The organism is Pectobacterium sp. S5 (assembly GCF_051707265.1).
GTDB classification, from domain to species: Bacteria; Pseudomonadota; Gammaproteobacteria; order Enterobacterales; family Enterobacteriaceae; genus Pectobacterium; species Pectobacterium polare.
Genome location: NZ_JAULSZ010000002.1, coordinates 523807 through 536641 on the forward strand (window position 1 = coordinate 523807; position 12835 = coordinate 536641).

General features: G+C 51.0%; 11 protein-coding genes. 6 read left to right on the forward strand and 5 right to left on the reverse strand.

Annotation, left to right across the window (positions count from 1 at the left end; all coding sequences use genetic code 11):
• The first annotated feature begins 129 nt into the window (after positions 1–129).
• Both QWJ20_RS11965 and yccS read left to right on the forward strand, forming a co-directional pair.
• Entirely contained in the window at positions 130–576 is a 447-nt protein-coding gene (locus tag QWJ20_RS11965; protein ID WP_095699901.1) for a YccF domain-containing protein, read from the forward strand.
• Positions 577–596: 20 nt separating this feature from the next.
• Positions 597–2732: a YccS family putative transporter gene (gene yccS, locus QWJ20_RS11970; RefSeq protein ID WP_433992616.1), complete on the forward strand. Its 2136-nt coding sequence runs from the start codon at positions 597–599 to the stop codon at positions 2730–2732.
• Between the two features lie 16 nt (positions 2733–2748).
• Here yccS and QWJ20_RS11975 read toward each other — a convergent pair whose 3' ends face one another.
• Entirely contained in the window at positions 2749–3369 is a 621-nt protein-coding gene (locus QWJ20_RS11975; protein WP_433992617.1) for a TfoX/Sxy family DNA transformation protein, read from the reverse strand.
• A gap of 223 nt (positions 3370–3592) precedes the next feature.
• Between QWJ20_RS11975 and sulA the strand changes: the two genes are divergently transcribed.
• Complete coding sequence (sulA, locus tag QWJ20_RS11980) at positions 3593–4099, forward strand: SOS-induced cell division inhibitor SulA (protein WP_433992618.1); 507 nt, start codon at positions 3593–3595, stop codon at positions 4097–4099.
• A 362-nt stretch (positions 4100–4461) separates the two neighbouring features.
• Entirely contained in the window at positions 4462–5547 is a 1086-nt protein-coding gene (gene ompA / locus QWJ20_RS11985; protein ID WP_109411312.1) for a porin OmpA, read from the forward strand.
• A 152-nt stretch (positions 5548–5699) separates the two neighbouring features.
• Here ompA and matP read toward each other — a convergent pair whose 3' ends face one another.
• A complete protein-coding gene (gene matP, locus QWJ20_RS11990; protein WP_039471498.1) occupies positions 5700–6158 on the reverse strand; it encodes a macrodomain Ter protein MatP in 459 nt (152 codons plus the stop codon).
• A 177-nt stretch (positions 6159–6335) separates the two neighbouring features.
• Here matP and QWJ20_RS11995 point away from each other — a divergent pair, with 177 nt between their 5' ends.
• Both QWJ20_RS11995 and fabA read left to right on the forward strand, forming a co-directional pair.
• The gene (locus tag QWJ20_RS11995) at positions 6336–8105 is read left to right on the forward strand and encodes an AAA family ATPase (protein ID WP_095699906.1); all 1770 of its coding nucleotides are present in this window, start codon (positions 6336–6338) and stop codon (positions 8103–8105) included.
• A gap of 91 nt (positions 8106–8196) precedes the next feature.
• A complete protein-coding gene (gene fabA, locus QWJ20_RS12000) occupies positions 8197–8715 on the forward strand; it encodes a bifunctional 3-hydroxydecanoyl-ACP dehydratase/trans-2-decenoyl-ACP isomerase (RefSeq protein WP_039480199.1) in 519 nt (172 codons plus the stop codon).
• A 94-nt stretch (positions 8716–8809) separates the two neighbouring features.
• On the opposite strand, the gene QWJ20_RS12005 is transcribed toward fabA, so the two are convergent.
• From QWJ20_RS12005 to betB, 3 genes are all read right to left on the reverse strand, one after another.
• Positions 8810–9463, reverse strand: a complete 654-nt coding sequence (locus QWJ20_RS12005; protein WP_174865329.1) for a tellurite resistance TerB family protein — start codon at positions 9461–9463, stop codon at positions 8810–8812.
• Between the two features lie 158 nt (positions 9464–9621).
• A complete protein-coding gene (gene betA, locus QWJ20_RS12010; RefSeq protein ID WP_433992619.1) occupies positions 9622–11301 on the reverse strand; it encodes a choline dehydrogenase in 1680 nt (559 codons plus the stop codon).
• Between the two features lie 19 nt (positions 11302–11320).
• On the reverse strand, positions 11321–12793 hold the full coding sequence (gene betB, locus QWJ20_RS12015) for a betaine-aldehyde dehydrogenase (protein WP_233967179.1): 1473 nt from the start codon (positions 12791–12793) through the stop codon (positions 11321–11323).
• Between the last annotated feature and the right edge of the window lie 42 nt (positions 12794–12835).

The following is a 12835-nucleotide window of genomic DNA, read 5'->3' on the forward strand; positions in this document are numbered from 1 at the left end:
ACCCGTTATCGGACTTCACGCTCTAGCCTTAAAAACAGGTTAGGATATCCTGATGCTTAATGTGATAATTCTTTTACCATCAGCGAGTTTGGGACGTTATCTGGTTACCTTACAAGTGCAGGAGAAACTATGCGTACTGTGTTGAACATCCTTAATTTCGTATTAGGTGGTTTTTTCACCACGTTAGCCTGGCTTCTGGCGACAGTTGTCAGCGTGCTGCTGATTTTTACCTTACCGCTAACGCGTTCATGCTGGGAAATCACCAAGCTGTCGCTCTTACCTTATGGTAATGAAGCTATCCATGTTGATGAGCTACACCCAGATGACAAGAGCGCAATTCTCAGCGCTGGCGGATCGCTGCTGAATATCTTCTGGTTCATTTTCTTTGGCTGGTGGCTTTGCTTGTCGCACATCATTACAGGCATCGCACAGTGCATTACGATCATTGGCATTCCTGTTGGCATCGCCAATTTTAAAATTGCCGCCATCGCGCTGTGGCCAGTAGGACGTCGCGTGGTTTCCGTCGAACTGGCGCAGGCAGCGCGGGAAAACAATGCCCGCCGCCACTTTCGCTAACGGCATCTAAGGATATTACGTTGCTCACCTTCGCCCCGGGAATTCGCCGCTATGTGTATAACAGCAGTTGGCTGTATACCATTCGCATCCTCATTGCACTGAGTGGAGCGGCGGCAGTTCCCTGGTGGCTGGGTCAGCCAACATCGACAATCCCCGTTACGCTTGGCGTCGTCGCGGCCGCCCTCACCGACCTTGATGACCGCCTCACGGGGCGTCTGCGTAATTTGTTCATTACACTGACCTGTTTTTTTATCGCTTCCGTTTCGATCGAGCTGCTATTCCCCCACCCCTGGCTGTTTGGCCTCGGTCTGGCGGTGTCGACCTGCGGTTTTATTCTGCTCGGCGCGTTAGGGCAACGCTATGCAACCATCGCATTCGGCGCACTGCTGATCGCGATTTACACCATGCTGGGCATATCCCTTTACGACAACTGGTATCAGCAGCCCATCATGCTGTTGATCGGGGCTTCCTGGTACAATCTGCTGACGCTATTCGGCCATCTGATCTTCCCCATCCGCCCGTTGCAGGATAACCTCGCGCAGTGTTATCAACAGTTGGCCCGCTATCTAGATGCCAAAGCCAACCTCTTCGATCCTGATATTGAAGAAGAAACCGACAAGCCCTTGATTGACGTCGCGATGGCAAACAGCCAATTGGTTGCGACGCTCAATCAGACCAAGTCATCGCTGTTAACGCGTCTGCGTGGCGATCGCGGCCAGCGTGGAACGCGTCAAACACTGCACTACTATTTCGTCGCGCAGGATATTCACGAACGAGCCAGCTCATCGCATGTTTACTATCCGCAATTGCGTGAGAAACTGCGTTATAGCGACGTCCTATTTCGCTTTCAACGCCTGCTGAGTATGCAGGCCAAAGCCTGTCAGCACTTGTCGCAATCCATTCTGCTGCACCAAAAGTATCAGCATGACAGCCGTATTGAGCGGGCTTTCGTGCATCTCGAATCTGCTATTGCGCGTATCGCGGCTAACAACATGGCAGACGCGGCACAAATCAAAGCGCTCACCTATCTCTTAAATAACTTACGCGCCATTGATGCCCAGTTGGCGACTATCGAATCCGAACAGGCCATTGAGCAAGAAAACAACCCAGAAAACACGCTGGCAGATGACAAAATCACGGGCTGGAGCGACATCAGCTTGCGCATTAGCCGCCACCTGACACCGCAGTCAGCACTGTTTCGTCATGCCATCCGTATGTCCGTGCTGCTCTGTAGCGGCTACGCGTTGATTCAGGTCACGGGATTGCAACATGGTTATTGGATTTTGCTCACTAGCCTGTTTGTTTGTCAGCCCAACTATAACGCCACTCGGCGGCGGCTGACGTTGAGAATCATCGGGACATTGACCGGTATTTTACTCGGCTTGCCTATCCTGTACTTCGTTCCTTCGCTGGAAGGACAGCTAACGCTGATCGTTATTAGTGGCGTACTATTTTTCGCCTTTCGCAACGTGCAGTACGCCCACGCGACCATGTTTATTACGCTGCTTGTCCTGCTCTGTTTCAACCTGTTGGGTGAAGGCTTTGACGTTGCAGTGCCACGCATTATCGATACGCTACTCGGGTGTGCCATAGCATGGGCTGCTGTCAGTTTTATCTGGCCGGACTGGCGTTTTCGCGGTCTGCCAACCGTCATCAATAAGACATTGGACGCCAACTGCCGTTATCTTGATGCGATCATGGTTCAATATTATCAGGGGAAAGATAATAGCCTGCCTTATCGCATTGCCCGCCGCGATGCGCATAACTGCGATGCCGAACTAGCGTCCGTCGTGTCGAATATGTCCTCAGAGCCCCATGCGACCAGAAGTAAGCTGGACAGCGCATTCCGCTTCATGTGCCTGAATCATACGTTACTAAGCTATATTTCGACGCTCGGCGCACATCGCGGGAAAATTACCTCAACGGAAACACTGCAATTGCTGGATGATGCCGTTTGTCATGTTGATGATGCGCTACACTGCAGCGAAGAGGAAAGTTTACGTATCAATCAGGGATTGAAAACCATTACCGCCAGCCTTCAATCCCTTTCACCCGAGTCAGACAGTAAAGAATCATTAATTATTCAGCAAATCGGCCTGCTGATCGGTCTCTTACCTGAACTCGTACAGCTAAAAAATGACATGATGACACAGTAAAAATATGACGTGTCTCTTAGTGCTTTGGCCCTTTGGAGACGGCGTTGTTTTTATACCATTCCAACAGTTCATTGCGGATACCGCGAGGGAGTGCTGCCTGATGTGTGCCACAAATGGCACCAGCAAGCGCCAATAGCACATTCACACTCAGATTAGCCCGAACCTTCCGCAGCTTGAGATAGCTGTTTTTTGCACCGTAATGCTGTAACTCATCGACATTCTTGATTCCCGCTTTCCACAGCAGCCGTTCGATATCATGGTTAAGATTCGGGAGATCCTTTAACCGCCCGTTGGCACTTTTGACTGCTTGATCATACTGCGCACCTCCCAGCGCCAGATGAGCGAAATACAGTAGCTGCTCAGATTCTTGCCATAATGACTCATCGACAAGAAAGTAATTCAAAGGAACAGGCATGCCGCGTTTGGTATAAATCAGATGAGGCATATCACGCTGTTGAAAATATTTTTCATCCTTCTTACTGGCGCGAAGATAAAGCTCCCCTTCCGACACCAGTCCAAAAATCGTTTTATTTGCTGCGATGCTGTAGCCACCAAATTGGGAACGTGAAGTGATGTCCCCCAAAGATGAAAAAGACTGCTGAGATTGCAAAATCCTTTTTTTGCATAATTGCTTCATTGCCATAATCCTTAGTATTGAAATGATCTCTTCCTGAACAATTAAAAATATCTGTAGCAGGAACAAATAATTAACCACAGCCCCGATGCGGCTTCAAACAGTAAATGTGTTTACTGTCTCTTGCATAAGGAATATGCGAAGCGCTTTCAAAAAATCAGGTTGATTTTCACGCACACAGCATATACTGTATGTTCATACAGTAACACTATGGGTAGAACTCATTATGCGTACGCAATCAATCCGCTCTCACAACATCGAGCTATCATCGTTTTCTGCAAATCAACACGCTGCGGAGCCCTCGGTTGCCACAGGTGGAATTATCAGCGAAATCGTGTACAACGCCGATCAGCCCATAGTCACACACCTGTTATTACCGCTCTTACAGCAGCTAGGCACGCAGTCTCGGTGGCTGTTATGGCTTTCCCCTCAGCAAAAATTGAGCCGCCCTTGGGTACAGCAATCTGGGCTCCCGCTGGATAAAATGGTGCAACTCCATCACATCAATCCGCTGTTTACGGTTGATGCCATGGAAAGAGCCTTGCTGACAGGGAATTACAGCGCTGTTTTATGCTGGTTACCGCACGAATTGACGGAAGATGAGAAGGTTCGATTGCGGCACGCCGCACAGGCAGGAAATACGTATGGCTTTATTATGCGGCCAGAAAATGCTGGCGGTGACGCCTATAGACTGTTTCCTAGCCTTAAAATTCATTCGACATTGTATCATTAAGTAAATTAAGAATTTTCTCAGCCCCTTCAGGTTATATGTCTTGTCGATCGCCGCAGAGCGGTATTCTGCGGGCTTTTTGGGTGTATTTAATACAGCTAAAAGGCGTAAGATCTGTCAAAAGCATCTACTATTTGTTAGCAAGTATGTATGAATCGTGCGATTTTCTTATGACGTAAATCACATCATACTTGTAACTTTCTCATCACGTTGTAGACTTTAACTCGCTGGAGTTGCTCTTTTATAACGTCAGTTGACTGACAGTGAGTCATAAATAAGGGCAAAGTCTCCGACCAAAGGATTTTAACCAAAGGTTTATTAGCCCTCCGGGTTAATTGCCGATTTGGATGATAATGAGGCGTAAAATGAAAAAAACAGCTATCGCAGTTGCAGTGGCACTGGCTAGCTTCGCGACCGTCGCGCAAGCAGCTCCTAAAGACAATACCTGGTACACCGGTGGTAAACTGGGTGTGTCTCAATTCCACGATACTGGCTTCTACGGCAATGGTTACAACGGTATCGTTAACAACCCGATCAAAAGCAAGTTAGGTGCTGGTGCATTTGTTGGTTATCAAGCCAACCCGTACCTGGGTTTTGAACTGGGCTACGACTGGCTGGGCCGTATGAAGTATGCAGGTTCTACTTCTAACGCAGCAGACAGCGCGAGCTTCAAAGCACAGGGCATCCAACTGGCTGCTAAACTGAGCTACCCTGTTATGCCTGAGCTAGACGTTTATACTCGTCTGGGCGGTATGGTATGGCGCGCTGACAGCCACGCAGCTATCGGCGGCGGCGACATCAACAACGACGACACTGGCGTTTCCCCGCTGGCTGCAGTTGGTGTTGAATACGCTATCGACAAAAACTGGGCTGCACGTGTTGACTACCAATGGGTAAGCAACATTGGTGATGCTGGTACCGTTGGTGCCCGTCCAGACAACCTGCTGATGAGCGTTGGTCTATCTTACCGTTTCGGCCAGGATGACCGCGTAGCACCAGTTGTTGCTCCGGCTCCGACCCCAGCTCCAGCTCCAGTTGTTGAAACCAAGCGTTTCACACTGAAATCTGACGTCCTGTTCAACTTCAACAAAGCAACGCTGAAAGCAGAAGGCCAGCAATCACTGGATCAACTGTACACTCAGCTGAGCTCTCTGGATCCGAAAGACGGTTCCGTTGTTGTTCTGGGCTTCACTGACCGTTTAGGTTCAGAGCAATACAACCAAGGCCTGTCTGAAAAACGTGCACAGAGCGTAGTTGATTACCTGGTTTCTAAAGGTATCCCTGCGAACAAAGTCTCTGCTCGTGGCCTGGGTAAATCTCAACCAGTTACGGGTTCTACCTGTGACAACGTGAAACCTCGTGCTGCGCTGATCGACTGCCTGGCACCGGATCGTCGCGTAGAGATCGAAGTTAAAGGCATCAAAGACGTTGTAACTCAGCCTCAGGCTTAAGTTATTAACGAAAAAAAACCTCGCTCCGGCGAGGTTTTTTTATGCCGGACATCCTTGTCCGTCACCCTGTGGGCCGTTGCTTTGCAACGTTGAAAACGCTCCCTGCGTTTTTTTATGCGTGTTTGTCAGCGCGATAAATGACAAAAAACCGATCACGTCTCGTCTTTATTCAGAATAGCTTTAAGATCCTGCTTAAGCAGCGACATCTGGCTGGCATATTTTTCTTTGTGCTCAGCGTCTTCGATTAGCTGCACAATCGTTTCTGATAAGGTCACTCCGCGTCTCTGAGCGAGAGCCGCAAGGCGCTGCCAGACCAGATATTCCAGATCGATCGATTTCTTGCGTGTATGCTGGTGCTCTGCATTGAAATGACGTTTACGCCGTGCACGAATCGTTTGCTTCATCCGGTTTTCTAAGGTGGGATTCATGCATTGCGCAATCCACTCCAGCACTTTAACCGGCTGATTTTCCATTTTAAGCAATGCCTGTACCGCGTCATCCGCAGCGCTTTGCTCAAGAAAACGCGTAATTTCTTCTCCCTCCCGATGCTTCTTCACCAGGTATTTCCATTTCCACCCGCACTCAAGATTTTCTAGTTGTTGATATTTCATATTAAATTCTTCAGTGACCGCGTAACGTGACTTTCAGCATAACAGTTTTACCTGATTTTGACCGCTTTCTGGCGGCTTTCTGACAGCTTTTAAGACGATTAACCAAACGCAGTCTAAGCCTCAATATATGAAAGATGACGGAGAGATGACTCTCCTTATGCGAAGTGCGCATTATTCTTGTATAATCACGCTTTTCCTTCAGACGATTACATTGATACTTTGACCAGTAACCGACTCTCATGGCAGCATTTACTGCCTAATAATACGCCTTATCAAACGCTATTCACTCAGGCAGCTCAACTTGCTCCTGCTGAATTCTCCGCTATTCAGTCGCGTCTGGCAGACAGCTTGACGCTCTTTTGCCACCCTCGATCTCCTTCGCGCTTTATGCTGTTGAAAGCGCAAGAGAATGATGAATATATGGCATTGATCGCCCGTGCGCTGAGCGCCATCAGGCCAGACTCCGGGGCGATACATGGCAGTAAATATATCATTGAGGGTCGTCATATTCGGGTCGAACCCGCCACACAGCCTGCGGACAACTTTGCCGCACAGCAGCTCTGTGGCTATCAGGAATGGATTGAATCTGAACAGCTCTTCGGTTGCGTACGCAGTTTTCACGATGAAATCACGCTGCATCCAGGGCTGATTCATCAGGTTAATGGCGGTACGTTGATCCTGTCAGCCAGAGCACTGCTGGCTCAGCCCTTGATGTGGCTGCGTCTGAAGCAGATTATGGCTGAAGGCATCTATCGTTGGCAGTCACCAGACGAGCGCAAGCCGCTTCCTGTTGATGTGCCACCGATGCCGCTTGATATTCGCCTGATTATTCTCGGTGACCGCGAAAGCCTGGCTGATATTCATGATATGGAACCGGAATTAGGCGAACACGCTATTTACGGCGAGTTCGAAGCGCAATTGCAGCTGATTGAAACGGATGATATGGCGCGCTGGTGTACCTACATCAATGCACTGTGCAGCGAAAATCAACTGCCGCTGCTGGACGCAGATGCCTGGCCGGCATTGGTCAACATTGCAGTGCGCTACAGCGGCGATCAAGGCAATTTGCCATTATGTCCGCGCTGGCTAATCGGCCAGTTAAAATATGCGTCGCTGTACGCCAGAGATGGTCAGATCACGGAGCAGGCGCTGGTTGACGCCGTTGCTGCCCGCCAATGGCGTGAAGGCTACCTCCGCGAGCGCATGCAGGATGAAATAGAATTAGGCCAGATCCTGATCGAAACGGAAGGCGAAGTCGTCGGCCAGATTAATGGACTTTCCGTATTGGAATTCCCAGGCTACCCCGTTGCCTTTGGCGAGCCGACGCGTATCAGCTGCGTAGTTCACGCTGGCGACGGTGAATTCACCGACGTTGAGCGCAAAGCCGAACTGGCTGGCAATTTGCACGCCAAGGGTATGATGATCATGCAGGCGTTCCTGATTACGGAATTGGAACTTGATCAACAGCTTCCCTTCTCAGCGTCCATGGTCTTCGAACAATCATACAGCGAAGTTGACGGTGACAGTGCCTCACTGGCAGAGCTATGTGCACTGATTAGCGCCCTCTCCTTGCGGCCGATCAATCAGCAGTTCGCCGTGACCGGTTCCGTCGATCAATTTGGTCATGTGCAGCCGATTGGCGGCGTGAATGAGAAAATCGAAGGTTTCTTTGAGGTCTGCCAGCGTCGTGGATTGACGGGAACGCAGGGCGTGATTTTACCTGCGGCTAATTTACGCCATCTCTGTTTACAGGAAGATGTCGTTGAAGCGGTACGCGAAGGGAAATTCCATTTGTTCCCGGTAGAAACTGCGCCGGAAGCGGTATCATTATTGACCAACTTCGCTTATGACGATGAACAGCAGCCAAACCTGTTGTCCGCCATTCGTGAGCGAATTGGACAGATTTCACCGCAAGAGCGTAGACGTTTCCCTTGGTTTTTCCGTTAAACCAACTGGTTCAACCAGACGCAACAGACTTGCCCAGCATACAGGTGTACGCTAACCTGCGTGCTTCATTAAAACAAGGCTTACAGAGACCATGGTAGATAAACGCGAATCCTATACAAAAGAAGACCTCCTTGCCTCCAGTCGTGGTGAACTGTTCGGCCCGCAAGGCCCTCAGTTGCCTGCCCCTAACATGCTAATGATGGACCGCGTCGTTAAAATGACGGAAGACGGCGGTAAGTATGGCAAAGGCTATGTGGAAGCCGAATTGGATATCACGCCTGACCTGTGGTTCTTCGGTTGCCATTTCATCGGCGATCCGGTGATGCCAGGTTGTCTCGGTCTGGATGCGATGTGGCAATTAGTCGGATTTTATCTGGGCTGGCTGGGCGGCGAAGGCAAAGGCCGCGCGCTCGGCGTAGGTGAAGTTAAATTCACCGGACAAGTGCTGCCGACAGCGAAAAAAGTGACTTATCGCATTCACTTCAAACGCGTGATCAATCGCCGCTTGGTGATGGGTATTGCTGATGGTGAAGTGTGGGTTGACGGTCACCAAATCTATACCGCTGACGAACTGAAAGTGGGTCTGTTCAAAGACACCAGCGCTTTCTAAGTATCAGATAGCACTGCGGGCGAAAACCTTTTCGCCCGCGTTATCCGTTTATTTATCCGATATTATCTCGCCACTGCTTAAATCACTCGCTCTATCATGATGGACTTTTCAGTTCATTGGTGATCGACTGCCGTACATCTTGCGGTATCTTCAATTCAGTCGCTAGCGCATCCAGATAGCTTTTCTCCATGAAGTGATCGACATCAATGACCGCGCAGCTCAGGAAGTAAACCTCAAGCGCCTCTTCCTCATTCTTCACATCTTTCGCCAGCAAAATCGGGTCAAGCGGTTGTTCTATGGCTTCCTGCACCCAGCGATGTGCCTCACTGCCCAGTTGCAGTTGCTGAATATTTTCATCAATACGCTGTTTCTCGGTTGCATCAATATGGCCGTCACTTTTGGCAGCAAAAACCAGAGCCTGAATCAGGCGACGGGCGCGGACATTGTCGGCTGAGGACTGGGTGCCAAACTGCGGATCGTCCTGATGCGTGTCGCGAACGCGTTTTTTGTACTGGTTCCACAACACCACACCCGCCGCTGCACTACCGCCAATGATCAACGCATTTTTACCCAATGAACCCATGATTTTCCGCGTGGATTTATTCGATAACAACACACCCGCCAAACCACCCAGCGCAGCAGGCTTCAGCATGTCGCCCAAATTGCCGTTTTTTCCCCCTTGATGCTGATTCCCCTGCTTGCTAACGGAACCTAATAAGCCCTGAATCTGTTGCAGCCAATTATTCATTTTCATTCCTCAAGGAAAAGTGACATCACTGATGGCGATGTCACTCATAGTAATGGTGCGGAAGGTGTTTGTTTGTCAGATTGTGTATAGCAATGAAAAGTATGGACCGCGCTTTCTCTACGGTCCATTTGGCGATCCATCTTACTATTTAGGAAACATTACGAAGCTGGCTTCAGCGGCGCTTTTCTCACTGGGGTATTGCCGGAAACATAGTAGCGCGCTTTGCTGCGCGGCAGCGGCTGACGCCGGCGGATTCGGTCAGCAATTTTCTCGGCAATCATGATGGTTGTCGCGTTCAGATTACCGGTAATAATTTGCGGCATGATGGAGGCATCTACTACGCGTAGCCCTTCCATACCGTGAACTCGGCCTTGCCCATCAACCACCGCCATCTCATCCTCACCCATCTTACAGGAGCAGGAGGGATGGAATGCCGTCTCGGCGTGATTGCGGATAAACTCGTCCAGTTCTTCATCAGTCTGAACCTCCAGCCCAGGGCTGATCTCTCGTCCACGGTATTTATCCAGCGCAGGCTGCGCCATAATTTCACGCGTAATGCGGATCGCATCGCGAAATTCCTGCCAATCCTGCTCCGTCGACATATAGTTGAACAAGATGCTCGGGTGCTCACGGGCGTCTTTAGATCGCACCTGTACACGCCCCCGGCTAAGTGAGCGCATGGAGCCGACGTGCGCCTGAAATCCGTGCTCTTTCACCGCATTACTGCCGTTGTAATTAATCGCGACGGGCAAGAAGTGGTACTGAATATTCGGCCAGGCGAACTCATCCCGACTACGAATAAAGCCACCTGCTTCGAACTGGTTGCTAGCCCCAACACCAGTGCCGTTGAACAACCATTCCGCGCCGATTTTTGGCTGATTAAACCACTGCAACGCCGGATACAGCGATACTGGCTCTTTGCAGGCATACTGCAAATACATTTCCAGATGGTCCTGCAAGTTCTCACCGACGCCGGGCAAATCGTGCACCACGGGAATATCAAGACGCTGGAGCAAGTCTTTCGGCCCCACGCCAGAACGTTGCAGGATTTGCGGCGAAGCAATGGCGCCTGCACACAGCAGCACCTCACGGCGTGCCTTCGCCGTCTGCGCACTTTCCCCTTTAAAGTAAGCCACGCCAACGGCACGTTTTCCGTCGAAGAGAATTTTGTCGGTTAAGGCATGTGTCACGATGGTCAGATTCTTACGGCCTTTCGCCTGATCCAAATAACCTCTCGCGGTACTGGCGCGACGTCCCTTCGGCGTGACGGTTCTGTCCATCGGCCCAAAGCCTTCCTGCTGATAGCCGTTAAGATCGTCCGTACGCGGATAACCCGCCTGTACGCCCGCTTCAACCATCGCGTGAAACAGTTCGTTGTTTCCCATCTTCGGCGTTGTCACCGAAACAGGACCGCTTGCGCCATGATAGTCATTCGATCCCACATCCCGCGTTTCCGCTTTACGGAAATACGGCAGGCAGTCAAGGTAACTCCAGTCTTCCAGACCCGGCATGGTCGCCCAGTTATCAAAATCCATCGCATTGCCACGGATGTAGCACATGCCGTTAATCAGCGATGAACCACCCAGCCCTTTGCCGCGACCACATTCCATACGGCGATTATTCATGTGAGGTTCTGGGTCGGTTTCATAAGCCCAGTTATAGCGCTTCCCCTGCAATGGGAAAGCCAATGCCGCAGGCATTTGCGTGCGAAAATCCAGCCGATAGTCCGGGCCGCCCGCTTCGAGCAGTAGAACGCTTACGTCGCTTTCTTCTGTTAAACGCGTTGCCAGCACGTTGCCGGCGGAACCAGCGCCGATAATGATGTAATCATATTCCATTAGGCTTTCTCCCCTTCGTTTAAAATACCGAGCGGAATTCACCCAGTTCAACCTGTACCGATTTAATTTGCGTATAGTGTTCCAATGTTGTGATGCCGTTTTCACGTCCGACACCCGAATGTTTGTAGCCGCCCACAGGCATTTCAGCCGGAGACTCACCCCAGGTGTTGATCCAGCAAATCCCCGCGTCGAGCTGATGAATCACCCGGTGTGCCCGATTCAGATCGCAGGTCACGATGCCAGCCGCCAGCCCATACTCACTCTCATTGGCGCGGCGGATAACCTCATCCTCATTTTGATACGTCAGAATGCTCATGACCGGGCCAAAGATTTCTTCTCGCACAATCGTCATATCATCCCGGCAGTCCGTGAACACCGTCGGGGCAACGAACGCGCCTTGCGCATACTTCTCGTCAGTCATCGGTTCGCCGCCCACCAGCACGCGAGCACCTTCGCGTTTTCCGCTTTCGATGTAGCGCAGTACGGATTCTCTGTGCGGGAAGCTGACCAGCGGACCAAAATTCACCTGCTCGTCAGTCGGGTCGCCAATACGAATACGCTGAACGCGCGCCAGAATTTTTTCCTCAAACTGCGCCTGCAATGCCTGCGGAATGAAGACGCGTGTACCGTTGGTGCACACCTGACCTGAGCTGAAGAAATTCGCCATCATGGCGATATCCGCCGCCTTATCCAGATCGGCATCATCAAAAATGATCAGCGGCGATTTTCCGCCCAGTTCCATCGTGACGTCTTTCAGGGTCGAGCCCGCGGCATTGGCCATTACCGTTTTCCCGCTGGCAATCCCACCGGTGAAAGAGACTTTGGCAATACCTGGATGCGTGGTTAGTGCCTGACCAACGGATTTCCCCGTTCCTGTCAGCACGTTGAATACGCCAGCCGGTAGCCCAGCCTCGGTGTAGATTTCCGCCAGTTTTAGCGCGGTGAGTGACGTGACTTCACTGGGTTTGAAGATCATTGCATTGCCTGCCGCCAGCGCAGGGGCGGATTTCCACAATGCGATCTGAATGGGGTAGTTCCAGGCACCGATACCCGCGACCACGCCAAGCGGTTCACGACGAGTGTAGGCGAATGAGGTATCTCGCAGAGGGATCTGCTGACCTTCCAGCATAGGAATCAGCCCCGCGTAGTACTCCAGAACATCCGCACCAGTCACAATATCGACGGTTCGGGTTTCCGAAAGCGGCTTGCCAGTATCGTGCGTTTCAAGCAAGGCGAGCTCATCGTTACGCTCACGCAGAATATCCACGGCGCGACGTAAAATGCGCGAACGCTCCATCGCCGTCATCGCCGCCCATACTTTCTGCCCTGCGGTTGCTGCACTGACCGCACGGTCAACATCAGCGGCAGTGGCAGACTGAATGTGGGCAATGATGTCGCCATTCGCGGGGTTAATCGCCTCAAACGTATCGTCACCCGTGCTATCGACATAAGCGCCGTTGATATAAAGCTGTTGTAAACCGTAGTGAGACATAAATTCTCCTGTCTGATGGCAGCCCGAACGCTCGTCCGGGCA

What these genes read in the sequence shown, in the direction of transcription:
- QWJ20_RS11965 (WP_095699901.1), top strand. Translation starts at nt 130, where the DNA reads ATGCGTACTGTGTTGAACATCCTTAATTTCGTATTAGGTGGTTTTTTC.
- QWJ20_RS11975 (WP_433992617.1), bottom strand. Translation starts at nt 3,369, where the DNA reads ATGAAGCAATTATGCAAAAAAAGGATTTTGCAATCTCAGCAGTCTTTT.
- sulA (WP_433992618.1), top strand. Translation starts at nt 3,593, where the DNA reads ATGCGTACGCAATCAATCCGCTCTCACAACATCGAGCTATCATCGTTT.
- ompA (WP_109411312.1), top strand. Translation starts at nt 4,462, where the DNA reads ATGAAAAAAACAGCTATCGCAGTTGCAGTGGCACTGGCTAGCTTCGCG.
- matP (WP_039471498.1), bottom strand. Translation starts at nt 6,158, where the DNA reads ATGAAATATCAACAACTAGAAAATCTTGAGTGCGGGTGGAAATGGAAA.
- fabA (WP_039480199.1), top strand. Translation starts at nt 8,197, where the DNA reads ATGGTAGATAAACGCGAATCCTATACAAAAGAAGACCTCCTTGCCTCC.
- QWJ20_RS12005 (WP_174865329.1), bottom strand. Translation starts at nt 9,463, where the DNA reads ATGAATAATTGGCTGCAACAGATTCAGGGCTTATTAGGTTCCGTTAGC.
- betA (WP_433992619.1), bottom strand. Translation starts at nt 11,301, where the DNA reads ATGGAATATGATTACATCATTATCGGCGCTGGTTCCGCCGGCAACGTG.
- betB (WP_233967179.1), bottom strand. Translation starts at nt 12,793, where the DNA reads ATGTCTCACTACGGTTTACAACAGCTTTATATCAACGGCGCTTATGTC.